General features: G+C 69.9%; 20 protein-coding genes and 1 pseudogene. 9 read left to right on the plus strand and 12 right to left on the minus strand.

All coding sequences use genetic code 11. The annotated features are described in order from the left end of the window. Positions 1-567 precede the first annotated feature (567 nt). Positions 568-1896 carry an alpha/beta hydrolase gene (locus tag GA0070612_RS24190; RefSeq protein WP_088990001.1) on the plus strand — a complete coding sequence of 443 codons (1329 nt, stop codon included), beginning with the start codon at positions 568-570 and terminating at the stop codon, positions 1894-1896. A gap of 27 nt (positions 1897-1923) precedes the next feature. On the opposite strand, the gene GA0070612_RS24195 is transcribed toward GA0070612_RS24190, so the two are convergent. Further along, on the minus strand, positions 1924-3141 hold the full coding sequence (locus GA0070612_RS24195; RefSeq protein WP_331716381.1) for an MFS transporter: 1218 nt from the start codon (positions 3139-3141) through the stop codon (positions 1924-1926). A 50-nt stretch (positions 3142-3191) separates the two neighbouring features. Between GA0070612_RS24195 and GA0070612_RS24200 the strand changes: the two genes are divergently transcribed. Then, complete coding sequence (locus GA0070612_RS24200) at positions 3192-4286, plus strand: ROK family transcriptional regulator (protein WP_088990003.1); 1095 nt, start codon at positions 3192-3194, stop codon at positions 4284-4286. A 75-nt stretch (positions 4287-4361) separates the two neighbouring features. Here the strand turns inward: GA0070612_RS24200 and GA0070612_RS24205 are convergent, their stop codons facing one another. Next, a complete protein-coding gene (locus GA0070612_RS24205; protein WP_088990004.1) occupies positions 4362-4748 on the minus strand; it encodes a MerR family transcriptional regulator in 387 nt (128 codons plus the stop codon). 116 nt (positions 4749-4864) lie between these two features. On the opposite strand from GA0070612_RS24205, the gene GA0070612_RS24210 reads away from it, so the two are divergent. Next, positions 4865-5569 carry an SDR family oxidoreductase gene (locus GA0070612_RS24210; RefSeq protein ID WP_088990005.1) on the plus strand — a complete coding sequence of 235 codons (705 nt, stop codon included), beginning with the start codon at positions 4865-4867 and terminating at the stop codon, positions 5567-5569. Between the two features lie 27 nt (positions 5570-5596). Here the strand turns inward: GA0070612_RS24210 and GA0070612_RS24215 are convergent, their stop codons facing one another. Both GA0070612_RS24215 and GA0070612_RS24220 read right to left on the minus strand, forming a co-directional pair. Further along, positions 5597-6049: an Rv0361 family membrane protein gene (locus tag GA0070612_RS24215; protein WP_088990006.1), complete on the minus strand. Its 453-nt coding sequence runs from the start codon at positions 6047-6049 to the stop codon at positions 5597-5599. 55 nt (positions 6050-6104) lie between these two features. Further along, positions 6105-7367: a L,D-transpeptidase gene (locus GA0070612_RS24220; protein WP_088990007.1), complete on the minus strand. Its 1263-nt coding sequence runs from the start codon at positions 7365-7367 to the stop codon at positions 6105-6107. A gap of 214 nt (positions 7368-7581) precedes the next feature. Between GA0070612_RS24220 and GA0070612_RS24225 the strand changes: the two genes are divergently transcribed. Continuing rightward, positions 7582-8229, plus strand: a complete 648-nt coding sequence (locus GA0070612_RS24225) for a hypothetical protein (protein WP_157742582.1) — start codon at positions 7582-7584, stop codon at positions 8227-8229. A gap of 37 nt (positions 8230-8266) precedes the next feature. Here GA0070612_RS24225 and GA0070612_RS31600 read toward each other — a convergent pair whose 3' ends face one another. After that, positions 8267-8593, minus strand: a complete 327-nt coding sequence (locus GA0070612_RS31600) for a hypothetical protein (protein ID WP_157742583.1) — start codon at positions 8591-8593, stop codon at positions 8267-8269. Positions 8594-8612: 19 nt separating this feature from the next. Between GA0070612_RS31600 and GA0070612_RS24230 the strand changes: the two genes are divergently transcribed. From GA0070612_RS24230 to GA0070612_RS24240, 3 genes are all read left to right on the plus strand, one after another. Further along, a complete protein-coding gene (locus tag GA0070612_RS24230; protein ID WP_088990009.1) occupies positions 8613-9710 on the plus strand; it encodes a DUF1996 domain-containing protein in 1098 nt (365 codons plus the stop codon). Positions 9711-9923: 213 nt separating this feature from the next. Continuing rightward, positions 9924-14189, plus strand: a complete 4266-nt coding sequence (locus GA0070612_RS24235; RefSeq protein ID WP_088990010.1) for an nSTAND1 domain-containing NTPase — start codon at positions 9924-9926, stop codon at positions 14187-14189. A gap of 46 nt (positions 14190-14235) precedes the next feature. Beyond that, the gene (locus GA0070612_RS24240; protein WP_088990011.1) at positions 14236-14574 is read left to right on the plus strand and encodes a CU044_2847 family protein; all 339 of its coding nucleotides are present in this window, start codon (positions 14236-14238) and stop codon (positions 14572-14574) included. A 65-nt stretch (positions 14575-14639) separates the two neighbouring features. Here the strand turns inward: GA0070612_RS24240 and GA0070612_RS24245 are convergent, their stop codons facing one another. From GA0070612_RS24245 to GA0070612_RS24255, 4 genes and pseudogenes are all read right to left on the minus strand, one after another. Then, a complete protein-coding gene (locus tag GA0070612_RS24245) occupies positions 14640-15269 on the minus strand; it encodes a hypothetical protein (protein WP_088990012.1) in 630 nt (209 codons plus the stop codon). Between the two features lie 76 nt (positions 15270-15345). Then, positions 15346-15423: pseudogene (locus tag GA0070612_RS33080) on the minus strand (hypothetical protein); the annotation flags it as partial. Between the two features lie 52 nt (positions 15424-15475). Continuing rightward, positions 15476-15649: a hypothetical protein gene (locus GA0070612_RS31955; protein ID WP_167393670.1), complete on the minus strand. Its 174-nt coding sequence runs from the start codon at positions 15647-15649 to the stop codon at positions 15476-15478. Continuing rightward, the gene (locus GA0070612_RS24255; RefSeq protein ID WP_088990013.1) at positions 15646-15864 is read right to left on the minus strand and encodes a flavin reductase; all 219 of its coding nucleotides are present in this window, start codon (positions 15862-15864) and stop codon (positions 15646-15648) included. The genes GA0070612_RS31955 and GA0070612_RS24255 overlap by 4 nt, the downstream gene beginning before the upstream one ends. A gap of 407 nt (positions 15865-16271) precedes the next feature. On the opposite strand from GA0070612_RS24255, the gene GA0070612_RS24260 reads away from it, so the two are divergent. Beyond that, positions 16272-17021 (plus strand): helix-turn-helix domain-containing protein, encoded by a 750-nt coding sequence (locus GA0070612_RS24260; protein ID WP_088991731.1) that lies wholly within the window; start codon positions 16272-16274, stop codon positions 17019-17021. Positions 17022-17140: 119 nt separating this feature from the next. Further along, on the plus strand, positions 17141-17644 hold the full coding sequence (locus GA0070612_RS24265) for a hypothetical protein (RefSeq protein WP_088990014.1): 504 nt from the start codon (positions 17141-17143) through the stop codon (positions 17642-17644). Between the two features lie 66 nt (positions 17645-17710). Here GA0070612_RS24265 and GA0070612_RS24270 read toward each other — a convergent pair whose 3' ends face one another. Genes GA0070612_RS24270 through GA0070612_RS24280 form a run of 3 tightly spaced genes read right to left on the minus strand, consistent with a single transcriptional unit; the run spans position 17711 to position 24194 of the window. Further along, a complete protein-coding gene (locus GA0070612_RS24270) occupies positions 17711-18688 on the minus strand; it encodes a hypothetical protein (RefSeq protein WP_088990015.1) in 978 nt (325 codons plus the stop codon). Between the two features lie 32 nt (positions 18689-18720). Beyond that, entirely contained in the window at positions 18721-20247 is a 1527-nt protein-coding gene (locus GA0070612_RS24275; protein WP_088990016.1) for an OmpL47-type beta-barrel domain-containing protein, read from the minus strand. Between the two features lie 8 nt (positions 20248-20255). Continuing rightward, entirely contained in the window at positions 20256-24194 is a 3939-nt protein-coding gene (locus GA0070612_RS24280) for a ThuA domain-containing protein (RefSeq protein ID WP_088990017.1), read from the minus strand.

Consider the following 24194-nt stretch of genomic DNA (forward strand, 5'->3'; position numbering starts at 1 on the left):
TAGTCGCACAACCACCTGAGGGGCAACCGTCTGTGTCCGCCAGATGACCACGTGTCGGACGACGGGGTGGACACGATCGACGTTCGGACGGCGGATTGGCGTGCGGCGATGCCGGCTGTCACGATCTCCGGCAGGCCCGTCGCACGTCGTACCCTCCGTGTCGCCGGCCTGGCCCCCGCGACCTCCGCCGTCGGGTACGCCGAGCGCCACCGCCTCCCCGAGCGGCGGTGCCGCACCCGCCGGCCAGGCCCGCTACGCGAAGGAGGTGACGGCGCTGCTGCGGTGGCACCTGCCCGCCACGGCACAGACGGTGCAGCACAAGGGCTTTCCCGGCGCGATCGACCCGGAGCGGCCCAACCGGACCGCCGCTCACGGACTCGGGGTCGTGCTCAACCAGAGGTGGTTCATGGGCCGGCTCGCCTCTGCCCGGTCCGCGCCCTGCTCGGTGACCTGCTCGCGAAGGAGGTCAACTGATCGACGACCGTCAGGTGTAGACCGACGCGCCCCGCCCTGACAGGATACTTGCGCTATCAGTGCAGATACCTCGTCGCTCAGGGTGGAGGACCGATGCGCGTGTCTCACCGGAGACTGCTCTCCGTACTGGCCGGGGGCGCCCTCGCGGTCGGCGTGGCCGTCGCTCCCGCCCCACGGGCCGCCGACGCCGCCACCACACCGACGTACCGCCCGGTGATCTTCGTGCACGGCAGCGCCGGGTCGGCGACGCAGTTCCAGTCCCAGGCCAAGCGTCTGTCCAGCAACGGCTACCCGATCGACGTCATCGAGGCCCACGAGTACGACTCACCGAACATCGCCACGATCCTGCCGGAGGTGTACGCGGGGCTCGACGCACGGATCACCCGCCTGCTGGCGACGACCGGCGCGGACCGGGTCGACCTGCTCGCGCACTCCCTCGGCACGTTCGTCATGCAGGGTTATCTGAACAGCTCACCGGCCCGCGCCGCCCGCGTCGCCCACTACGTCAACCTGGACGGACGCCCCGCCGCCTCCGTGCCCGGTGGCGTGCCCACCCTCGCCATCTGGGGTGAGGGCGACTCGGCCCGCACCGTCGTCGGCGCGACGAACGTGCACCTCCCCGACCAGTCCCACACGCAGACCGTGTCGTCGCCGGAGTCGTTCGGCGAGATCTTCCGGTTCCTCCGCGGTCGGGCGCCGCACACGACACGGATCGTGCCCCAGCTCTTCGGCACCGCCCGGGTCTCCGGTCGCGCGGTGCTGTTTCCGAGCAACGCCGGCGTCACCGACGCGACCGTCGAGGTCTACCCGGTCAGCTCCCTGACCGGCGGTCGGTTGTCCCACCGGCCCACGCACCGGTTGACGGTGGGTGCCGACGGTTCGTTCGGTCCCGTCCCGGTGCTCGCCACGGCCCGCTACGAGTTCGCGATCGTGCGCTCCGGCGCACCGACACACCACTTCTACTTCCAGCCGTTCCTTCGTTCGGACTCGTTCGTCCGCCTCGCGACGAGCGTGCCCGGGGAAGGGCTCGGCGCACTGGTGGACACCAGCGACCGGCACACGGCGCTGACGATCCAACGCCAGAAGGAATGGTGGGGCGACCAGGGCGACGCCGGCGACCACCTGTGGATCAACGGCACCGACGTCCTGAACGCGGCGAACGCGCCACGGGCCAAGCGGACGATCGCGATCTTCGCGTTCGACGACGGCAGCGACGGCGTGAGCGACCTGACCACTCCCCTGCCGGAGTTCTTCAGACAGACCTTCATCACCGGCGTGGACCTGTTCATCCCGGCGGCACCGGCGCACCTCGGCCTCGTGCGGATCACCGTGGGTCAACGCGGCGGCGGACACGACGTGATCAACGTGCCGAACTGGAGGTCGAGCGCCCACCGCGTGTCCATCAACATCGACGACTTCTGACCCGGTCCGACGGGCAGCCCGGCCGCCTCAACCCGCGACGGTGGCCGGGGTTCGCTCGCGCTCGCGTCGCCCGACGGCGAAGCTGACCACCCCCAGGGCCAGTCCGACGATCGCCAGGACAGCGCCGACCCAGGCCGGCGCGAGGTAGCCGAGGCCGGCGGCGATGGCGACGCTGCCCAGGGCCGCGCCCAGGCTGTTCGCGATGTTCATGGCCGACTGGTTGAGCGCCGCGCCCATCAACTGTGCTCCGGGGGCGACGGTGATCAGACGCGCCTGGAGGACCGGCCCGAGGTAGAGGCTGGTCGCACCGACCAGGAACGCGCCGACGAACAGGCCGACCGGGCTCGACGCGACGAGGCTGAACGTCGTGATGCTCACGATCATCGCGACGAACCCGATGATCATGCTGCGCTGGAGGTCCCGGTCCGCCAACCAGCCGCCCAGGGCATTGCCGACGGTCATGCCGAGACCCACCGCCACCAACGCCCAGGGCACCGTCGCGGCCGAGAGTCCGGCCACGTCGGTGGTGACCGGTGCGATGTAGGTGTCCACCGCGAAGAAACCGGCGAAGCCGATCGCGCCGGTCGCGGCGACCAACCAGACCTGCGACGTCCGCAGCGCCCGCAGTTCGGCGGCCGGCGAGCCGTCGACCGCCGCGGCGACCGCCGGGACGACCGCCAGGACCGCCAGCAGGGTGAGCACGAAGACACCGGCGATGACGAGGTACGCGGCGCGCCAGCCGGCCGCCTGCCCGAGGCGCGTGATGAGGGGTACGCCGACCACGTTGCTCACGGTCAGACCGCTGAGCACGATGGCGAAGCCGCGGGCCTCGTTGCCGGGGCCCATCAGGGTGGCCGCGAGCAGGCCCGCCGCGCCGAAGTACGCGCCGTGCGGCAACGCCGCCGCGAACCGGGCCACCATCACCAGGTCGAAGGTGGGGGCGATAGCGGAGGCGAGGGTGCCGACGGCGAAGAGCACGAGCAGCCCGAGCACGAGCTTCTTGCGCGGCAGGCGTGCGCTCAGCGCGGCGATCAGAGGCGCGCCGACGACCACGCCGAGCGCGTACGCGGTGATCATCCAGCCGGCTCGGGCGACCGCGTCGGACGACGACCGGGCGTACTCCTGCGGAAGCAGACCGCGCGCGATGTCGGGCAGCAGGCCCATCGCCACGAACTCGGTCAGACCGATCGCCACACCACCGAGCGCCAACGCGGCAAGCGCCGCCACCCGTCGTCCTCTGCTCATCCCGATCACCGAGAAAATTTAGCAACGGCGTTGCGTAATAGAGTGGCGAGATGACTCGCATCACTGCCGACGTCACGTTCCTGCGCGGCTACAACCAGGCGCGGGTCATGGCGCTGGGGCGTACCGGGCGGACGTTCGAGCGGTCGACGGTGGTCGAGGCGACCGGGCTGACGCCGCAGGCGGTGTCCAAGGTCATCGCCCGTCTGACCGGCGACGGCCTGATCCGTCCCGCCGGTGTACGTCGTGCGGGCATCGGCAAGCCCGCCGTCGTCTACGAGCTCGTCCCCGACAGCCGGTACGCGATCGGCGCCCACGTGGCCCGGCGCACACTGCGGCTGGTCCTGGTCGACCTGGCCGGTGCCGTACGCCACTCGGCGGTCAGTCCGCTGCCGGGCGACTTCACCCCCGAGCAGCTTCTCGACGCCCTGGCGTCCGGTGTCGGTGCGATGACCACCAGCGGCGACGTGGGGGGCCGACTCACCGGCGTGGGCATCGGCATGATCGGCCCGTTGGACCACGCCAACGGCCTGGTCCGGGGTGCCCACGGCCTGCGGCACTGGCACGACGTACCGCTGCGAGAGCTTGCCGAGAAGCACCTCGACCTGCCCGTCCACCTCGACAAGGACGTCACCGCGGGGATCACGGCCGAGGCGTGGCGCCACGGCGCGACGTTCGGCGACGCGGCCCTGATCATGATCGAGTCAGGGATCGGCGGCGGATTCTGGCTGGGCGGCACCGCCCACCGGGGCGCGCACACCAACGCGGGCGAATTCGGCCACACGGTCGTCGACCTGGACGGACCCCGCTGTGTCTGCGGCCGCCACGGGTGCCTGGAAATCGTGCACCACCACGCCGCCGACGCCGGAGACATCGCCCGCGCCGCCCGCGTCGTGGCGGTGGGAGTGGTCAACCTGCTCCAGACCCTCGACCTGGCCCATGTCGTGCTGGCCGGCGCGGACCTCCTCCGGCATCCGCAGACCTATCTCACGGCGGTGACCGAGGCCGTACGGGCCGACGCGCGACGCGCGGACTGGCTCACCACGACGGTGACCCTGTCCGGCCTCGGCGCGGACGCCATCGCCGCGGGTGCCGCGATGCAGGTTCTCGACCAACACTTCGGTGTGCCGGAGTTGGCCCCGATCTGAGCGCCGCCGGACCGTCCCGGTGCGGGCGCGGCCACCGGTCGGCGGTGCGCCAAGGCGTGCCGCGCCGTCGAACCGCTACGCCACCATCGCGGCGGCGAATTCCACGTGGGTGCATCCACTGGTCGGGCTCTCGCTGTGGGCGATGACCGCGTCGAGCCGGTCCCGCGCGCTGCGGAGTTGGGTGATCTGCTCGTCGATGCGGGCACGTTCGGCGCGCAGCAGCGCCCGGGACTCCGGGGTGTTGACCTTTGCGTCGACGCAGGGCAGCAGGTCCAGGATGGTGCGGCTGGACAGGCCGGCCGCGTACAGCGTCTGGATGAGGTGCACCCGCTCGACGGCGCTCTCGCCGTAGTGACGCTGCCCGCCACTGCTGCGTGCGGCGGTCAGCAGGCCCTGCTCCTCGTAGTAGCGCAGGGCGCGTACCGACACCCCGGCCGTCGTGGCGAGTTCGCCGATGCGCATGGATCCTCCCCCGGCCGGTGACGCCTGCCACACGACCTTGTCCCTGACGTCCACGTCAGGTTTTAGCGTAGCTCGCGTACCGCTCGCCCTTGAGACACGCCAGGAGGCAGGACGTCATGCAGATCAACGGTTCGACCGCACTGGTCACCGGGGCCAACCGGGGCCTCGGCCGGCACTTCGCCCGACAGTTGCTGGAGCGCGGCGCGGCCAGGGTGTACGCCACGGCACGCAACCCGGAGCAGATCGACATTCCCGGTGTCGAGAAGCTTCGGCTGGACATCACCGACCCACGCTCCGTCGAGCAGGCGGCGGCCGCCGCGGCCGACGTCACCTTCCTGGTCAACAACGCCGGCATCACCACCTTCACCAACCTGGTGAACGGGGACCTGGGCAAGATCCGATCCGAGCTCGACACGCACTTCTGGGGGACCCTGAGCATGGTCCGGGCGTTCGCACCGGTGCTCGGCGCGAACGGCGGTGGGGCGATCCTCAACGTCCTGTCGGCGTTGTCGTGGTTCTCCTCCGACGGGGCCAACGCCTACGGCGTGGCGAAGGCGGCCGAGTGGAGCCTGACCAACGGCGTCCGGCTGGAACTCGCCGGCCAGGGAACCCTGGTGAGCGGCCTGCACCTGGGGGCCGCCGACACCGACATGATGGCCCACTACGACGGCGACAAGATGGATCCCGCCGACGTCGTACGCGTCGCTCTGGACGGCGTCGAAGCCGGCCGGATCGAGGTCCTCGCCGACGAGTGGAGCGCGTACGTCAAGGCGTCCCTCGCCAACGATCCGAGCGCCTTCTACGCCCCGGCCGGGCGGTAGCTGCGAGCGTCGCCCACGACATCGTGCTCACTGGCAGACGCGCCACTCGTCGTTCTCCTTGACCAGCGCCAACCCCTGCGTGAACTGCGCGCCGGTGGTCTGCTGGACCGCCGTGACGGTCACGGTCGCGGTGACGCGCCCGTTGTAGTTGTTGACGTTCACGCCGACGATCTCGTAGCTGCTGATCGTCAGCTGGGCGGACTGAACCCGGCTGAACTCCTCCAGCGTCATGGTGTCGCGTACCTCGCCACACAGCCGCCCGTACGCGCCCGGGTAGTTGCCGGCCTGCACGTCGTCGAGGAAGCCGGCCGCAGCCACCCGGGCCGGCTCGACGGCACCCTTGACGCTGCGGTAGAACCAGAGACCGCCGCAGGCACCCACCGCGCAGCACACCGCGAGCACCACGGCCACGACGATCAGGACGGTACGAGTGGTCCGGTTGGGCTTCGGCTGAGGAACCATCATCGGCTCGTACGTCATGGCCCGAAGGGTAGGAATGCCGAGCAATAGTCGTACGCCGCTGGGGCCTCTCGGTTCAGCCGACGGAGCGGGCCGGTCCCGACGTCGGTGAGCCGTCCGCGCCCGGGCGCGGCGTCGCGGGCGGCGCCGGCCGGGGACCAGCGGATACGGGCAGTGCACTGCCCTTGACGAACTGCTCCCAACTGGTGTTCCAGGCCGTCCAGCCGTTGCCCGCCTGAAGCCGGACCTCGGTGCCGGTGAAGGTGACCAGATCACCGATCTGGGTGACCGTCATCAGCCAGTCGGCGTTGGCCGGCGAGATGTTCGTGCAGCCGTGCGACACGTTGCGGTGCCCCTGATCCGACACGGACCAGGGAGCCGCGTGGATGAACTCACCGCCCCAGGTGAGGCGTTGCGCGTCCGCGACGTCCACCACGTAGCCGCCGTTCGGCTCGCCGCGGGTGTCGAAGGTGGTGCGCTGGTGCTTCTCCATGATCACCATCTTGCCGCTGGACGTCGGGGTACTCGGCTTGCCCAGGCTGACCGGGATCCTGCGGATCACCTTGCCGTCGCGCAGCACGCGCATCTGCTTGGTGGCGTTGTCGACCTCGAGGGCCACCTGACGCCCGATCCGGGACGTCGCGGTGCGGTCGGCGTCCCCGGTGAGGTTCTCGCCGATCGGCAGACCCTCCAGAGCGGCGCGGACGCTGATCGTGGTGCCCGGTCGCCAGAAGTCGGGGGCGCGGTAGTAGACCTGACTGCCGTCGTCCAGCCAGGACCAGGCCCCGGGCTGCGGCGGGTCCGTCGTGACGAACAGTCGACGCTGCACGTCGGCGCGGGCCGCCCTGGCGACGGGCGGATCGAAGCCGATGGTCACCGGCATGGCAGTGCCGTACGTCCGGCCGTCGGCGACGTACAGCGTGCTGGTCACCTGCGGTTTCGTCGACGTCGGCATCGTGGTGAAGGTCGTCGTACGGGTGGTGGTCCGGCCGGAGTCGCCGACGGCGACCGCCTCGACGGTGTAGGTGCTCCGCGGTCGCAACGCAACGGTGGGCACCCAGGCCGAGCCGTCCTCCCGTCGTTCCGCCCTGACCAGCATGCCGTTGTCGTCGGCGATGCGGACGGCGACGACCTTTCCGCCGGTGACCTGGGCGGTGACCTCGGCGCTGACCGGCACGTCGCGGGACCGGTCGGCGGGCGTCAGAGTCACCTCCGGCGCCGGCGCCTCCCGTTCGGCGGGCCGCACCGGGGCCTTTCGCTCGGTGGTGCATCCAGCGAGCGCCAGGGGCGTGGCCGCGACGGACACCACCACCAGCGCCATCCGTCGTCTCAACCCCATCGACCGCCCCCTGCTCTCGCGTCCGCGTGTCCGCGTGTCCGCAATTCTTTCCCGCCGCTCGCACTGGGTGTGTCGTTTCCGGCAATCACGAAAGAGAGTCGTAAACGGCTTGCTGCCGCGTACCCGATGAGGAGTTTCCCGTGCCGACCCTTGCGGTGCGGGCGGGCTACGGTGTTGGCTTCCGGAAATCGGGGTGAGGCCAGCCGGCGCGGGGGTGCCCACGCCTGGTGACGACAGGTTGGAGCCGGCGGTGGCGATGGTCGAGCAGCTCGTTTCCCGGACGGACACCGCCTACCAGCGGTGGCTGGCGTCGGTCACCGACGACGTCACCGCTGAGGGAGTGAGCGTGTACTGCCTGGAATCGCTGCCGGAGCGCAACACGACCTACGACATCGGCGAGTGGCTCACGGGCTACCTCATGATCGCCCAGGAAGGCGATCGGGGATTCTTTCTCAGGTGCGACGGCGGCGGGCCGGTGTTCTCGGCCGACCTGGGCGGGCTCGGCGAGGTCGACCTCACTGTCATCGCCCCAGGGTTCGAGGTGTGGCTGGGCTCCGGGTTCGCTCTGCCGGCGGACCCGGAGCGAGACCTGCCGCCAACCGCCGACGTCTATGTGGACGGGATTCCGGTCGACCGGGTTCAGCTGCTGGCACGGGCACGGAAGCTGCTGGGTGCGGACTGGCCGTTCGGGGCATTCCGGGGCCTGCTCGCCGCCCAACCGTTCCTGGCGGCGAGATCAGCTCGTCTGTACGTGTTGCTCCGCGACCTCGAGGACGCCCCCGAGTTGCGGCCCCACCTGCTCTACGCCACCGACCACGGCCTAAGCACGGTGTGGCCGACCGACAGCCCAGTAAGCCGGTGACGTGGCACGACACCCCGGCGCGCCCTACCCGGACAGCTCACTGGGCGGCCGGCAGGATGCGGCCGGCGGGCGACATCACCCGCACACCACCACCGAGATGGTGGCAGTGAACCGGCTGCCGGCCTTCGGCGCCGCCGCGTGCCCGGCGTGGAGTATCCACACCGAACCCGATTACAGTTTTTTGACAATAATCAAAGAATTGAGACCGAATCGACAGCCGGACCGCTCCGCACAGCGTATCGAGCAATCGCGGAATGAGTTTTAAGACAGACTTAAACGTCTCAGCTGGAATCAGGCAGGGGGTCAACTCGTACTCTTCCTTCTCGGAAGAAAGGTGACCCCTCTTGTTCAATGTGCGATCCACCCCCAGGCTCCGCCGTTCCGTGACCGCCCTGCTGTTGGCGAGCGTGGCGTTCGCCGGCGGTTGCAAGGACATTCCGGGAACGCCCGGCGCGTCGAGCCCCTCCAGCGACACCGGCATCGGCTCCTCCGACCCGCAGACGCCCACGTCCGCCGCCCCCGGCGACGCGTCGGCCACGCCGGGCGTTCCGAGCGCCTCGGCCACCCCGTCCACCCCCGGTAAGCCGGCGACCCCCTCGACCAGCACCGCCCCGCCCACCGCCTCCGGTGGGTGGATCACCATCGACGCCGCCGCCCAGGCCGCCGCGACGAAGGCGTTCTTCGCGCGCAAGCCCAAGCCGGTGACCGGCAACCCGGTCAAGGTGCCCGAGTTCAACGTCGGCTGCAAGGTCAGCCACCACAACAGCGACGACCCGATCGTGCTGCCGAAGCTGGTGGGCGGCTCCCACAACCACACGTTCTGGGGCAACAGGTCGACCGACGCCAACTCGACCGCCGAGTCGTTGCGGGCGTCGAAGGCGACCACCTGCAACTCGCCGGACGACCAGTCCGCCTACTGGGTGCCGACGATGTACCAGAACGGCAAGGTCGTCGACCCGACCGAGGTGACCGTCTACTACGGATCCCGTCTGAAGGACCCGAGCAGGACCCAGCCCTTCCCGTTCGGCCTCCGCATGATCACCGGCGACGCGAAGAACCAGGTCGACACCCCGGACAAGCAGGGCAACCACTTCTGGTGCGCCGGTATCGGCGGCGAGGTCGGCCGCAGCGCGGACAAGACGTTCCCGGTCTGCGCCAAGACCGCGAACATCGTCCGCCAGATCACCTTCCCGGACTGCTGGGACGGCAAGCACCTGGACAGCCCGAACCACAAGGCGCACATGGCCAACGGCGACCACACCGGGGCGTGCCCGAAGAGCCACCCGGTGCCGGTCCCCTCGGTGTCCTTCGTCATCTCGTACCCGCTGAGCGCGAACACCGACGGCATCACCCTCGCGTCCGGCACCTCGTTCTCCATGCACGCGGACTTCTTCAACGCGTGGAAGGACGAGGCGCTCGCCGCCCGGGTACGCAACTGCCTCGACCAGGGCGTGAAGTGCAACTCGGCGGGCAACTTCTAGGCACGGCAGCACCGCATCTCCTGGCGGCGGCGGCACAACTCCCCCACCCGGGGCCGGACCGCTGCCGCCGTCAGCGGATGCGACGCTCACCGGCGGTCGTCACGACCCAGGACGCCGCGGACAGAGGGGCATTCGAACACCCGCGCTGTTCGATAGCATCAGCGAACGACGGGCTCCCCCTTCGATCGGTTGCCCGACCGAGCCGGGAGCGCCATGGCGGAGGACATCTCACCGGCCGCCGCGCTCGGCCGCCTGCGAGGGCGGTCCGGCCAGGTGGTTGGCACGGCATTTCTCGTCACCGCCGATCTCGTCATCACCTGCGCCCATGTCGTCAGCGCGGCGCTGGGGGGTGAGCACTTCGACGCCGTGGCACCGACGGAGACCGTCACCATCGAGTTCCCGCTGTTCGGTGACGACGCGCCGGTAATCCCTTATCAGGGTTCCGTGGTGAGCTGGTGGCCCGCCCGGCTTGACGGCAGTGGTGACACCGCTGTGCTGCGGCTCGACCGACGGCCGCCGGTGGGCACCCACCCCGCCCGTCTCACTCTGACCGAGCCCGATTGGGGGGACAAGGTCCGGGTCTTCGGCTTCCCCGCCGATCTGGCCGACGAGTTCGGCGTCTGGGTCGAGGCCGAGCTCCGTGCCCGGCAGGGGGCCGGCTGGTTGCAGGTCGAGTCGCCGCCGCACCAGAGAGGGATCGGCCAGGGGTTCAGCGGCTCCCCGGTGTGGAGCCCGGCGACCGGGATCATCGGCATGGTGGTGGCGGCCGAACGCGGCAACACCACGGCGTACCTGATTCCGGTCCGGACCCTGGTCGAGTCCCACCCGGACATCGCCGCGCCGGACCCGACCGAGACTTCCCCTTACCGGGGGCTGGAACCGTTCCTCGAAGAGCATTCCGCGTACTTCCGCGGTCGCGAGGCGCTGACCAGGCACGTGATCACGCAGGTCGAGCGGCATCCCCTGGTGACCCTCGTCGGGCCGTCCGGGAGCGGTAAGTCCTCTCTGGTGTACGCCGGGCTGACGCCATCGCTGCGCAGGCTCGGCATGCTGGTCACCACCTTCCGCCCGCTGCCCGGCGCCCGAGCCACCTCGCTGCTCGCCAACGCGGTCATCGGCGTCGTCGACCCGACCCTGCCCGGGGTGGGTCAGCACGACGAGGCCGAAGCACTGGCGGACATGCTCGACACCAGACCGACCCGGACGCTGTCCTGGCTCGCCGACCAGTTGGTCGACAAGGCCGGCGACGGCGGCCTGTTGCTCTTCTGCGACCAGTTCGAGGAGTTGGCAGCCGAGGACGCCCAGCGGCTGTGGCGGCTCCTGCACAACCTGCTCAACGTCGCCCCACGTCGAGCGGACGGCACTGCGCGGCTGCACGCCGTAGTGACGATGCGGTCCGGCGCACTGGACCGGCTGGTAACGGAGGACACCGCGGAGGCCGCCGCGGTGGGGATGGTGTTCGTTCCCCCGATGACCCGCGACCAGTTGCACGAGGTCGTCACGGCTGCCGACGTTGACTTCGAACCCGGGTTGGTAAGCCGGATCATCGACGACACCGGCACCGAACCCGGGCAACTACCGCTGGTCGAGTTCACCCTGGCGCAGCTCTGGAAACGGCGGAGCACCAGAACGTTGACCCATCGCTCGTACGAGGAGTTGGGCGGCGTATCCGGCGCCCTGGCCAGGTACGCCGACGACGTCTACGACGCGCTGCCGGCCTCGGACCGCCTGGCCACCCGGCGGCTCTTCACCCAGTTGGCCCGCCCCGAGGACGGCGGTGACTTCCTGCGTCGACCAGTCCGGCTCGCCGACCTGAACGACGACCTCCGGCCGGTCCTGGGGCGGCTCGCGGCCAGCCGACTGGTTGTCGTCAGCAGAGCCGCCGACGGTGCCGAGATCGCCGACCTCGCCCATCAGGCGCTGCTGCGGCAATGGCAGAGGCTGCGGGAATGGCTGATCCACGAGCGCGACTTCCGCGGCTGGCAGGAAGGGCTGCGAGTCCGACTCGCCGCCTGGGAGGCCGCCGGCCGGGACGCCGGTGGCCTGCTGCGCGGGGTCGCCCTCGCCACCGCGAACAGGTGGGTGCGGGAACACCCCGAGGACATCGGGCCCGCCGAGCGCGCCTACATCACGTCGAGCAGCGCCGGAGAACGACGCAGAGCCTGGGTGCTGCGGTCGGTGGTCGCTGTGATCTCGCTCCTGGCCCTGGTCGCCAGCGGCCTCGCGGTGGTCGCCGCCCGGCAGACCGACCAGGCCGACGCTCGCCTCCGTACCGCAGCGTCCCGAGCGCTCGCCGATGAGGCGAGTCGGCAACGCGCTACCGACCCCCGCGCGTCTCTGCAGTTGGCACAGGCTGCGTGGCATCACGACCGGACAGCCGAGGCGTCGGGCGTGACCTTCACCTGGTACGCGGCCCTACAGTTCGTGGAGCAGCTCTACCAGGACGCGTGGGAGGGCGACCTGGACAAGATCCTCGCGAGCGCCGACGGGTCGACAGTGGTCTTCGTCAACAAGTCAGGCCTGCCTGCGGTGTGGACCGGCATGAACGGCGAGAACCCCCAGCAGTGGCGACTGCCGACCACCGGCGGCGGCTGGGAGGGCGGCACCTTCGCGCTCAGCCCTTCCGGCCGTCACCTCGGCTACAGCAGCGGCCTCGGCCGCATCGCGCTCTGGGACATCGCGCAGCGCAGCGAGCCGATCGAGCTGGCCAGGCAGAAGACGCGCGACGACCTGAGCGTCAACGGGCAGACCAGCTCGGTGTCGTTCTCCCCCGACGGCAGCAGGTTCATGGTGTGGTCGCATCGTGAGCGGTCGGATACCTCGCAGATCCTGGTGTGGACGGTCGAGGACGGCCAGCCGGTCCGGGTTACGGCACCAGACCTTCCCGCCGGCTCGCTCACCTCGGTGTCGTTCGGTCCTCGAACCGACACCCTGCTGCTCGTCGGGTACGGGTTCGCACGCCTGCACCAGCTCGATACCGGGCGACTCCTGAAGACCCTGCCCGTACCGAAGTCGGTGGACCCGCAGCCCGTCAGCAACGGCGCGCTTCTCGCTCACTGCGATCCGGATCGGGACCTGGTGCAGGTCACCGATGTGGCGACCGGCGAAGCCCTGCGGACGGTCCCGATGCGCTCATGTGCGACGCCTGTTCTGAGGCTTGACGGTCCGCCGTACCTGGTCTCCGCCAACTCGTTCGACGCCTCCGACTCGAACTCCGAGATCAGTGTCACCGACTTGCGGACAGGCCGAACCTATCGGTTCACCACACCACCCATCGACGTCAACCCGCTGAGGCAGTCCCACCGCATCGCGCTGTTCGGCCGGCCGGACGGCCGTGTCGCCGCCCTCGTCGGGGACCGGAACCAGGGCTACCGGCTGGCTGCGACCGCCCCGCAGACGCAGGCACCCGAACAGCCGAAGCAGGGGCCTGCGCAGCCGTTCGGGTCGCTCAGCCTTCGTAGCCCGGACGACCGCTGGGAGGTGGCCGTCAACGGCGAGACCGGCCGCGTCGATCTGGTGGAGGTTGAAACGCGACTCACGATCGCCAGCGCCACCGGCACGCCGACGACCGACGCCGCGAAGGTGATCTTCAAGGGATTCTGCTGCGGCTTCACGAGCGACGGCACCCGCTTCCTGATGGTTCAGGGTGATGAGTTGGTCGCGTACTCGATTCCCGAGCTGAGTGTCGAGCATCGGATGCGACTACCCGTACAGCCCGAGATCGGGACCCCGCCGAACGAGCCCGGCATGTCCGCCTGGGCGAGCTCGGTGGCGGCGGACGGCGACGGCCGGGTGATCGTGTTGCACGCCGGCCTGCTTACCCGCTGGGACACCGCGACCGGAGCCATGACGGACGGTCCCGTACCGCTGAGAACCGACCTTTCGACGCAGCAGCATTCGGCCCTGCTGGCGGTCATGTCACCACTGCCGAGGCCGGGGCATCCCGGCGAGGTCGCTGTCGTCGAGCCCAATGGTGAGGTGGAGATCTGGAACATCGACCGGCGGCGGACCATCGCGACCTTCACAGTCGACGCGGCGAGAGGTCCGGGCACGCCCGTCTTCGATGTGACCGGGTCTCGCCTCGCCGTCCGATCGAGCAACGAGCAGGTCAAGGTCCTTGACCTGAATGGGAGCCGGGCCGAGAGCAGCATCCCCGCCGGCCAGATCGACGCGGTACTCGGCTTCACCCCCGACGGCAGGCTGCTGACCGTGTCCTCGTCGCTCAAGCCGGTTGCACAGCTCTGGGATGACCGTAGTGGAAAGCTGCTGGCGACCCTGACCCTGGCGGCCAGCCCGACCCGCTGGAGCCTGGCCGGTGATCTCCTGTCGCTGACTGACGCCGAACAGACCCGTTCGTTGCGGCTGAGGCCCGAGGTCTGGATGGAGCATCTCTGTTCCCTCAACGAGCGCCCTTACGACGGGACCGAGCGGGCCGTGATCAAACGGCACTCAGGTGCGACAGAGCGCCCGTGCGGCTGAGTCGTACGCTGCGCCCGAGGCTTACCGACCCCAGAGGAGTTGCGGGATGACACACGTCGTGGCGATGCCGGTCGACGGAGGTGAGACGGTTCTGATCGAGGTCTCCGACGAACGGACCGGTATCGAGCGGGTCGGTCGGCCCGGCGAGGTCGTGCGCACCGCCGGGGAGACACTCCAGCAGGCGCTCGCGCGGGTCCGGCCGGCGGCCGAGGCGGTTCTGGACAGCGTCCGGGGTATGGCGAAGACCCCGGACCGGGTCACCGTCGAGTTCGGTATCAAGCTGACGGCGGAGGCCGGTGTAGTGGTCGCCCGCACGGCGACGGAGGCCAACTTTGCCGTCACCGTCGAGTGGTCGATGCCCGCGGCGGCTGAGCCCACCGAGTGAGTGCTGAGCCCGACGCCGGAGACCTCGCGGCAGTCGGACCAGCTCAGTCTCATCGACGCACCGACCTACTTGCGCAGCAGGTTGAGGAAGTCGGCGGCTGGCGGGAACGGCCGGTCCTCGGCGAACTCACCGATGTAGACGACGGCCTCCTCGTCCTGGCCGTAGGAGTAGCCGTCCAGGGCAGGGCCGACCACGAGGATGGTGCCGCCCCGCCGCCAGGCTGCGTACCGCCAGGAGTAGCTACCGATGGCGAGATGCCTGCCCTCGGTCCGGACGTCGCACTCCGGCGGGCCGAGCCGCTCGGCGAACCGGTCGATCGCCGCGTCGAGGCACGCCTCGAACTCCACGCGCCCGGCGCCCCGCAGGCTCGACCAGCCGGGTTGCGAGCCCCAGAAGTCGTCCGGCCACAGCTCTCCGCCCACCACGTAGTAGTGGACGAAGGGCAGGTAGAGGCCGTAGTCGGTGTAGACAGCATGGCCGGCCGGGGTGACGAAGTGCGCCTCGTCGGTGGGCATACCGTCGGTGGACCAGTCGAGGCTGCGCATCGCCGGGCCGGTGACACCCGGATCCTGCCAGGGTAGGTCGGCCAACCCGACGAGCTGATCGGCCAACTTCGCGTCGATAGGGCAGCTGGCGACGCAGTCCTCGATGTCCGTCTCGTCCTCGCCGTGCTCCGGCTGGTGATCTTCCGACATGGCCGGGAATTCTTCCGACGCCGGCACCGCCGCGCAAGCACGGGCCGTGACGAGACCGCCGCGTACGTCTGCTCGACTACGCGAGTGCGCGGGCTTTCACCTCTCCGTCGAGATCCGTGTGCGCGGCGGCAAGGGAGGTGGTGACCAGCAAGGCGTAGACCTCGGGTAGTTCGACGTCGTCACGGACGGCACCGGCACTGTTGGCATCAGACGAGGCGCTGGATGCGGACCTTCGGCCGCTCGTTCCTGAGGTGGCCGTGCTTGTGCTGGCGGACCTGCTCGTCCCAGACAGCCTGGTCGTAGTCCGGGTCCGGCGGGATCCACTTGTGCGAGCCGTCGCTGTAGTGGAACTTCTCATCACCGGGTCGCAGGATGCTCATCGAGTCCAGCCGAGGAAGCGGTGATGCAGGTAGCCGGCGGGAACGTGGGCCAGGTCCTGAGTGGCGTCGACGAGATGGGCGGCCAGGTAGAGGGCCAGCGACACCGGGGCTCGGTCGTACTCGGCTCGCAACTCCCAGCGCCGGGTCCGGCAAGGCCACTCCCGCGCACACCCGCCGCACGTCCAGGCCGGCTTGACCGGATGGTGCGTCGTCACTCCGGGCCGTCCTGGCTGGGCCACCGGCCGCAGTTGATCGGACGGCCCCGCGAGGACGCCACCCGCCGCCCGACCGGCACCAGCTCAATGCCGCCCACGAAGCCACCGCCGATCCGGCACCGCCCGCATGGTCTCCTCCACCGGTATTCGATCCGCCTCCGCCTCGGCAAGAAGCCGCCGCTTGGCCGCTTCCCGCTCGGCCGCCTGGATTTGCTCGCCCCGGCCTGCCGCTGGCTCGCCACCCTTACCCGGCATTGCCACCTCCGTCACCGAAACGCGGCAGCGCCCCCTGCGCCATCGCAGTCTCACAATGACGTCGGAGCGTCACCGGTTGCGACGGCACAACATGCGACAGACAGGACACATTGGTGACGACATTCAGGCGACATAGCGCTATCGTGGCGGTCATGGCCGCCCCCAACACCGCGTTGCGCGCTGTCCGTACCGGAATGCGCATGAGCCAAGACGACTTCGCTCGCGCGCTCCAGGCTGCCGGCCACCGCGTCGGCGAACCCAACGACGCCAACAAGAGACTCGTCCAACGATGGGAGTCGGGCGCGATCACCGCGCCGCGCCCCGTCTACGCCCGCGCGCTGGAGGTCGTCACCGGCCTACCCATCTCGCTACTGGGCTTCGCCTCAATGCCCGGCGAACACGTCATTGACGACGAACGGGGTGGCCACGACCTGACCTCTCCCCTGTCCAGCCTGGCCACGCCGACACCAACGGCCAAGCCCGCCACGGTCCATGGGTCGTACGAAGGTGTTTGGCTCAGCCGCTATCAGTACTACTCCAGCGGCCGGGGGGACTCCTTCGCCGGGCAACACTTCGTCGTGATGCTTCAGCATGGCGACAGGCTGACCGTGCGCAGCCTGCCCGGCTCGGCGGCCTCGTCGCTCTCGATGGACCTGACCGTGGACGGTGCCGTTGTCACAGGCACGTGGGTGGAGCAGACCGACCCCGCCGGCTACTACCGGGGCGCCCGGTATCACGGCGCGGTCCAGCTCCTGGCCGAGCCCACGGGTCGCCGGATAGCCGGAAAGTGGGTTGGATTCGGCAAGGACATGGACGTAAACACCGGCCCGTGGGAGCTTGTCTTCCAAGACGCTTCAACGTCCAAGGCAACGCTCGATCGCTACAACACGTCGGCGACGTGACGCACGTACGGGCGCTGCCGGAACGGACTGAGTCGGCTCTCGTGTCACGGGCGGTGCCCCCGACGGGCACGACACGTCGAATACGGTGGAGCGAACTCGGGCAGAAGGACGGTCCTCCGATGACCCTGGTACGCGGCAAGCTGGGATTCACCGACCCCAGGTCGTTCAGCCTCATCGGCTACCGGCACGGCGGCCACGGGTACGCGTTGTTCCGTGGATTCCCCTCCCCTGCGGAGATCGAGGATAGTCACAGCGACAGCGAGTTTCGGCTGCTCGACATCTGCTTCAGGAACATCGAGCGGATCTCCTGCTGGGCCGGTGTGGGTCCGGTCCATCTGCGACACCCGACGGACGACGAGAAGGCCACCATCCAGGCACGGATCGGCCCGACCCACAACACGAATGTCTACCTGTTGAAGCCGGACTCGATCGAGGAGTACGTCCTAGCCAGCGCGGTCTACTGGGCGGAGTACGATCTCGCCCTTACTGCGCCGAGTCCTCTTGTCGCCGAGGACGAGGAAGGCCGGACGGCCCATTCGCCGGTCGGGCAGCCTGTGCAGTTCGTCGATCAGCCATGGACGCCGTACTCCCTGTTCAACAGCACCGGGACGACGACCGCCTAGCCGGTCGGTACGACGGCGGTGGCCGGCCACCCCCGAGGGGTGACCGGCCACCGCCGCGTCGATCAATCAGAGCTTCGCCGCGCCCGCCTCGGTGGCCTCCTGAACCGCCGAGGTACGCCGTACCTCGGCCCGCTGGTCGCCGGCGTCCTCCCGATCCGGAGCGGCCACCCGCGCCGCCCGGTTGGCGGACGCCGCCGCCTGGTCACCGGTCACGCCACCACGGATCCGGTTGTTGGCGGCCACCTGGGCGACCGGGTCGTTGCCCGTCACCGTCAACCCACCGTTGATGATGTTGTCGTCCACCGTGACACCACCGGTGGTGCTGGTGATGCTGACGTCGGCACCCCAGTAGCCGCCGGAGGCGCAGCTGTCCAGCCCACCGTTGGGGCCGACCTGCACGCCGCCGAGGTTGCCGGCGAACGTGGCCTTGCCGCGCACCGCGCTGCCGCACACCACGCTGCCGGTGGCGCTGTTGAGCACCGACAGCGTGCCGTCGACGAACGAGTCGTGCACGTCGGTGTAGTAGGTGCCGGTGCTGCTGAGGTTGCGCTCCACCTGGGTGCCCCGGTCGAGCCGGACCTCACCGGCACCGACGGTGACGTTGCCGGCGACGGTCGACTCCTCGGCGAACAGGAAGCTGTCGATGGTCGCGCTGCCCTTCGGCCGCACGGTCACCGTGCCGGTCCGGGCGTCGGACAGGAAGATGCCGTACCCACCGGCGGCGAGCACCACCTGACCGTCGACTGTGGTCTGCGTGGCGTCGAGGTAGCCGTCCGCGGAGACGCGTACCTCACCACTGATCCGGCCCCCGGTCACCACCAGGTTGCCGCCGGCGGCGACGGTGACGTTGCCGGTGATCGTGGTGCCGGTCAGCGCGCAGGACTCGCCGGCCGGCACGTACAGGTCGTTGGGCACGGTCACCGCACCGCCGGTGCCGATGCAGTGGGTGACCAGGTCGGCGTGGGCGGTGGGGGCCACGGTCAGCACCGTGGCGGCGACGACGGCGGTCACGGTGGCCAGCTTGGCGACGGTACGTCCGGGCATCGTGGTACTCCCTGTCGAGAAGATTCGAGGACTCATGCGCCGACGTCCGATCGGGCCGCGGCCCGGACGATGGCGCCCTGCTGCCGCCGGTCGAGCGTTCCGCCGGTCACCAACGCGAGGGTGACCGCCTCGACGTGCCGGACGAAGTCGGCGTGGCCGGGGTAGTCGGCGTGTTCGTCGATCAGATCGTTGATGGTGCAGCCGTTGCCGGTGTCGACGTTGCCGACACCGGTGTCGTCACCGTCGATGACCACCGTCGCCCGGGTGTCGGAGTCGGGGCAGGCGTCGGTGCCGTCGGCCACCACGGTGAACGTCATCGACTGCTCGGCGGAGGCGTTCCCCGCCTTGTCCGTCGCCCGCACGCGCACCGTGTGCGCTCCGGTGGCGCGAACGGTGACCGGAGCGGAGTACGCGGTCCAGACGCCGGTGTCCAGCGCGTACTCGACAGTCGCCACGCCCGACTCGGCGTCGGTGGCGGTGACGGTCACCGTCGCTGCGCCGACGTACGCGCCGTCGTCGTTGCGGTCGCCGGCCACCGTGGCGGTGACGGTGGGTGGCGTGGTGTCCTCGGCCTGCGGCTCGACGACGGTGAAGTGGGACATCTGCTCGGCCGACGTGTTACCGGCGACGTCGGTGGCCCGGAAGTGCAGCATGTGCATGCCGACCGCGGTCACCACGACCGGGCTCGTGTACGCGGTGAAGGCGGCCCCGTCCAACGCGTACTCGATGGTCGCGACACCGGACCCGGCGTCGGTGGCGGTCAGCGTGGCGGTGACCGTACCGACGTAGTTGCCGTCGTCGTCGCGGTCGCCGGCCAGCGCGGCCTTCACCTCCGGCGGGGTGGTGTCCTCCTCCCCCGGCTCGACGATCCGGAACGACACCGACCCGACCGCACTGGTGTTACCGGCCTGGTCGGTGGCCCGGAACTGCACCGAGTGGTCGCCGACCGCGGTCACCCGCACCGGCTCGGTGTACGGCGCGAAGCTGGTGTCGTCGACCTGGTACTCGACGGTCTCCACCCCGGAGTCGGCGTCGGTGGCCGTGACGGTCACCGTGGCCGCGCCGAGGTAGTTGCCGTCGGGGTCCTGGTCACCGGCAACGGTGGCGGCCACCGTCGGCGGTGTGGTGTCGCCGCCCCCGCCGCCCTCGGTGACGACCAGTTCGCCGACCATCTGGCTGTGGCCCGGGATCGAACAGAAGTAGCGGTAGCGACCCGGGGTGAGGGTCACCGTCGCCTGGTGGCGGCCGTTGGTGGCGTCGAACGGGCTGGCCAGGATGTTGAGGGTCACGTCGTGGTTGTAACCCTCGCTGCTGGTGTCGAAGGTCAGCGTGTGCGGCATCCCGATGGTGTTGCCGGTGGCCTCGCTGTTCTCCCAGATGATCGTGGTCTCGCCGGCCACGGCGGTGGCGGGTGCGGACTTGTAGCGGGTGATGTCGCCGTCGGCGGTCCAGGTCAGCACCTGTGCCGCGGCTCGGGGGGCGGCGGAGGCCGGCGTCGCCACCCACGGGGTCACCGTGAGCAGGAGCGCCGCCAGCACTGCCGTTATTCGTCGGGGCATCGTCTCTCCTAGAGTTCCCGTACGCGGACGTTGCGGAACTCGGCCAGGTCGTTGTCACCGTGGTTCTGCAGACCGATGAAGCCGCGCAGGAACTGCCGCAGGTCGGTCGGCGGGTCGCCGGCACGCGACGACTGTTTGCCGGGTGTGTTGTCGAATTCGTTGATCACCACGCCGTTGCGGATCATCGTGTAGTGCTGCCCGACGACGCGGATCTCGTAGTCGTTCCACTCGTTCTTCGGCGTCACGCCGGCCTGGGCGAGCGGCACCGGGTCGAAGTTGTAGACCGAGCCGGTCTTCTGCGGCTCACCGGTCTCACCGTCGTAGATCTGGATCTCGTGTCCGCAGTAGATCGCCATCCACGCGGTCGAGGTCCGGGCCGAGCCGATGGTGCCGCAACTGCCCGGTGGGCGCTGCTCCAGAGGCGTTCGCAGGTCCGGGAACCGGATGAAGACGCCGGTGTTGGCCCGTCCGGTGCCCGGTGCGATGTCCTTGAACTGGAGCCGCAGTGAGAAGTCGCCGAGTTCCTTGGTGTGCCAGAGCATGCCCAGACCTCCGCTGGGCCGCAGCGAACCGTCCGGCTGGATCGCGAACGACCCGGTCGGTGCCTGCTGCCAACCGCGCAGCGAGTCGGCGGTGCCGTCGTAGAGCGGCTCGTACCCGGTGTGCCCGTCCCGGCCGATCTCCGACGCGGCGGCCAGCCGGGTCAGGGTGCCGGCCTCCCGAGCGTTGAGCAGGTCGTCGTCCTGCAACGCCTGGGCCACCGCCTTGACGTGCCGGACGAAACCGTCGTGGTCGGCCCACGTGCTCTCGTCGTCGATCAGGTCGTTGGCCGTGCAGCCCTGACCGACAGTGCGACTGGGCACGCCGGTGTCGGTGTCACCGAGCCAGATGTTCTGCCGGTCGTCCGGCACCGCGCAGCCCACCGTGACCGTGCTCTGCACCGTCGCCGTCTCACCGTCGGCGTACGTGACGGTCAGCTTCGCGGTGTAGGTGCCGACTGTGGCGTACGTGTGTCGGGGGTTCGCCTCGGTCGACGTGGCGCCGTCGCCGAACTCCCACCGGTGGCTGACACCGCCGGAGCGTGCGCCGTCGAAGGCGATGGTCAGGGGCTTGTTCTGCACGGCGACGGTGTTCGCCGCCGGCACCGGGGTGGGTGCCCCACCGGTGTAGGTGATCCGGATCAGCTTCTGGTTGGGGTGCAGGCTGAAGAACCCGCCGCCGTAGTCCAGCAGGTAGAGCGCGCCGTCCGGCCCGAACGTGGCGTCCATCCAGCTCTGTAGCCGCGTGTCGCCGTTGCCGCCCGGAATGATGGCCCGCAGCGACTCGGCGTACACGGGTGGGGCGGCCTGCGGCACACCGGCCGGGTCGACGGTCACCGCGACCCGGTTGGCCGCGTTCGACTGGTCGCCGATGAACCACTTGCCGTCCCAGTGCTCCGGCCACGCCACGCCACTGGCGGTGTCGACGAGGCTGCGGTGGTACGTCGGACCGGACATGATGGCCTGCCCGCCGCCGCGCAGGTACGGCTGGGTGTAGGTGGCGTCGGCCGCCACGTAGGTCGGCAGACCGCTGCCGTCGGTGCGCTCCGGGAACACCGGGCCGCCGCCGTCGGGCGAATACCAGATCATGTTGTCCCGGGCGGCCGGGATGTCCACCAGTCCGGTGTTGCGGGGCGACTCGTTCTTCAGGTTGTCGCAGTCGTACCAGCCGGTCAGGACCGTCGCGTCGGTGGTGCTGCGGTCCCGGTACGGCTGCCGGTTGCCCATGCAGTACGGCCAGCCCTGGTTACCGGCGGAGGTGATGATGGTGGCGGTCTCGTACTTCGCCGGGCCCAGGGTGGGGCTGGGCGACGAGGCGTCCGGGCCGACCCAGCCGGCGGTCAGCCACTGGTGCTTCGGGTCGATCTGGAGGCGGGCGATGTTGCGCACGCCCATCACGTAGATCTCCGGGCGGGTCTTCTCGGTGCCCGGCGGGAACAGGTTCCCCTCCGGGATGGTGTACGTGCCGTCCGCCTCGGGGTGGATCCGGATGATCTTTCCGGCGAGGTCGTTGGTGTTACCCGACGTACGGCGGGCGTCCTGGAACGAGATTCCCTGGTATTCCTGGGTCCAGTTGTTGCCGGCGTAGCCCTGTGACCCCTCCGAGGAGTTGTTGTCGCCGGAGCCGACGTAGAGGTTGCCCTCGGCGTCGAACGCCATACCGCCACCGGCGTGGCAGCAGCTGTGGATCTGCACCGGGAACTGGAGCAGGTCCTTGCGGGTGCTCTGGTCGACGGTCTGCGCCTGCCGGTCGTAGGTGAACCGGGAGACGGTGCGCTGCCCGACCCGCTTCACCCGGTCGATCGAGTCGTGCGGCATCCAGTAGACGTAGAGCCAGCCGTTCTCGGCGAACTTCGGGTCGGGCACGATGCCGAGCAGGCCCTCCTCGTTCTTCACCAACTCGGAGCCGCTGCCCCGGTTGCCCATCACCTCCAGGGTGGTGAGCAGCTTGACCTGCTTGGTCCGCGGGTCCCAGGAGTGGATGGTGCCGCAGCCCTTGCCGACGTTCGGGTTGTTCCAGTCCGCGATCGGGCCGCTCGGGCAGGCGGCCTTGCCGACGTAGAAGACCGTGCCGTCCGGTGCGATGGTGAGCCCGTGCGGTTCGCCGATCTGGTCCAGCTGACCGGTCTGGTTGGCGGCGGTGAGCCGCTCCACCTTGTAGTTCGCGGCGATCGTGGCCTGGCAGTCTCCGCGTACGCGGCCGGTGGTCCAGTTCAGCGCCCCGGTGAGGTGGGTGCGGAACGCCTCCTCACCGTAGCTGCCCTCGGTGTGGCCCATGCCGGTGTAGAACGACCGGCCACCGTCGTAGTCCCGGCACCAGGAGACCGGGTGGAACGGGCCGTTGGCGGCCGCCCCCGGGTTGTAGTGCCGCTCCTCGACCTGGGCGAGGGTGTGCACGCTGCCGATCGGGTTCGGGTCCCAGTTCTCCCACCGGTCGGAACGGGTGATGGTCAACGGCAGCGACGCTGTGGCCGGGTGTTTGCGGTCCAGGATGTTCACCACCGCGCGGTTCACGGCGGGCGGCTCCGGGGCGGTGGTGCTGCCGGTGAACAGGCGCAGGTCAGCCAGCTGGGTCAGTGGCTCCCCACTGTTCGCGGTGATGTTCAGGCGGTAGCGGGTGAACTCCTGCGGGGCGGCGATGTCGAACCGGCGGGTCTGGAACCGGTCGGGGAAGACCTGGCCGGTGCGCCGGTCCAGGTCGGTCCAGCTCTGGCCGTCGGTGGAGCCCTGCAGGGTCCAGTCCTTCGGGTCGCGGCCGGAGGAGTCGTTGGCCGACGTCAACGCGTACCCGGTGACCCGCTTGGCGGCGGCCAGTTCGTAGGCCACCCAGGCGGTCGGGGTGCGGGCCAGCCACTTGGTGTTGGCGTCGCCGTCGGTCAGCTTCTCCTTGGTCTCGTTCGGGGCGTTCTCGCCGCTGGCGGTCACCCTGGCCACCGGCTCGGCGACCGGGATGGCGCCGGCCGGGCGGGTGCCGATCAGGCCGGTGAACCAGGTCGAGTCGACCTGGGCCCGCGCCGCGTCGGCGATGCCGACGAAGCCGCCGCCGGCCTTCATGTAGCTCTGCAGCGCCGACTCCTGGTCGCGGTTGAGCGCGGCGCCCGTCGCGGAGAGGAAGACCACGCTGCGGTACGCGGACAGCCCCGCCGGGGTGAACACGCCGGGGTCCGTGGTGGCCGTGACATCGATGTCATTGCCGGCACCAAGCTGTTTGATGGTGTCCACCGCGCGAGAAACCGGGTCCTGTTGTTCGGCCACCGGGCCGTGGAACACGAGGATCGCCGTCCTCTGTGGTTGCGCCGCCTGCGGGGCGGCAGCAGTTCGTGGTGCGGCAGCGGCCGCCGTCGTCGCCGGGATCAGCGTCGCGAGGGCCGCTACCGCGGCGAGGGTTCGTCGTAGGTTTCTGGTCAT

The organism is Micromonospora chokoriensis, assembly GCF_900091505.1.
GTDB classification, from domain to species: Bacteria; Actinomycetota; Actinomycetes; order Mycobacteriales; family Micromonosporaceae; genus Micromonospora; species Micromonospora chokoriensis.

Excerpts from the sequence above, each read along its gene's own strand:
- GA0070612_RS24190 (WP_088990001.1), top strand. The coding sequence starts at position 568 with ATGCGCGTGTCTCACCGGAGACTGCTCTCCGTACTGGCCGGGGGCGCC.
- GA0070612_RS24195 (WP_331716381.1), bottom strand. The coding sequence starts at position 3,141 with ATGAGCAGAGGACGACGGGTGGCGGCGCTTGCCGCGTTGGCGCTCGGT.
- GA0070612_RS24200 (WP_088990003.1), top strand. The coding sequence starts at position 3,192 with ATGACTCGCATCACTGCCGACGTCACGTTCCTGCGCGGCTACAACCAG.
- GA0070612_RS24205 (WP_088990004.1), bottom strand. The coding sequence starts at position 4,748 with ATGCGCATCGGCGAACTCGCCACGACGGCCGGGGTGTCGGTACGCGCC.
- GA0070612_RS24210 (WP_088990005.1), top strand. The coding sequence starts at position 4,865 with ATGCAGATCAACGGTTCGACCGCACTGGTCACCGGGGCCAACCGGGGC.
- GA0070612_RS24215 (WP_088990006.1), bottom strand. The coding sequence starts at position 6,049 with ATGACGTACGAGCCGATGATGGTTCCTCAGCCGAAGCCCAACCGGACC.
- GA0070612_RS24220 (WP_088990007.1), bottom strand. The coding sequence starts at position 7,367 with ATGGGGTTGAGACGACGGATGGCGCTGGTGGTGGTGTCCGTCGCGGCC.
- GA0070612_RS24235 (WP_088990010.1), top strand. The coding sequence starts at position 9,924 with ATGGCGGAGGACATCTCACCGGCCGCCGCGCTCGGCCGCCTGCGAGGG.
- GA0070612_RS24240 (WP_088990011.1), top strand. The coding sequence starts at position 14,236 with ATGACACACGTCGTGGCGATGCCGGTCGACGGAGGTGAGACGGTTCTG.
- GA0070612_RS24245 (WP_088990012.1), bottom strand. The coding sequence starts at position 15,269 with ATGTCGGAAGATCACCAGCCGGAGCACGGCGAGGACGAGACGGACATC.
- GA0070612_RS31955 (WP_167393670.1), bottom strand. The coding sequence starts at position 15,649 with ATGAGCATCCTGCGACCCGGTGATGAGAAGTTCCACTACAGCGACGGC.
- GA0070612_RS24260 (WP_088991731.1), top strand. The coding sequence starts at position 16,272 with ATGGCCGCCCCCAACACCGCGTTGCGCGCTGTCCGTACCGGAATGCGC.
- GA0070612_RS24265 (WP_088990014.1), top strand. The coding sequence starts at position 17,141 with ATGACCCTGGTACGCGGCAAGCTGGGATTCACCGACCCCAGGTCGTTC.
- GA0070612_RS24270 (WP_088990015.1), bottom strand. The coding sequence starts at position 18,688 with ATGCCCGGACGTACCGTCGCCAAGCTGGCCACCGTGACCGCCGTCGTC.
- GA0070612_RS24275 (WP_088990016.1), bottom strand. The coding sequence starts at position 20,247 with ATGCCCCGACGAATAACGGCAGTGCTGGCGGCGCTCCTGCTCACGGTG.
- GA0070612_RS24280 (WP_088990017.1), bottom strand. The coding sequence starts at position 24,194 with ATGACCAGAAACCTACGACGAACCCTCGCCGCGGTAGCGGCCCTCGCG.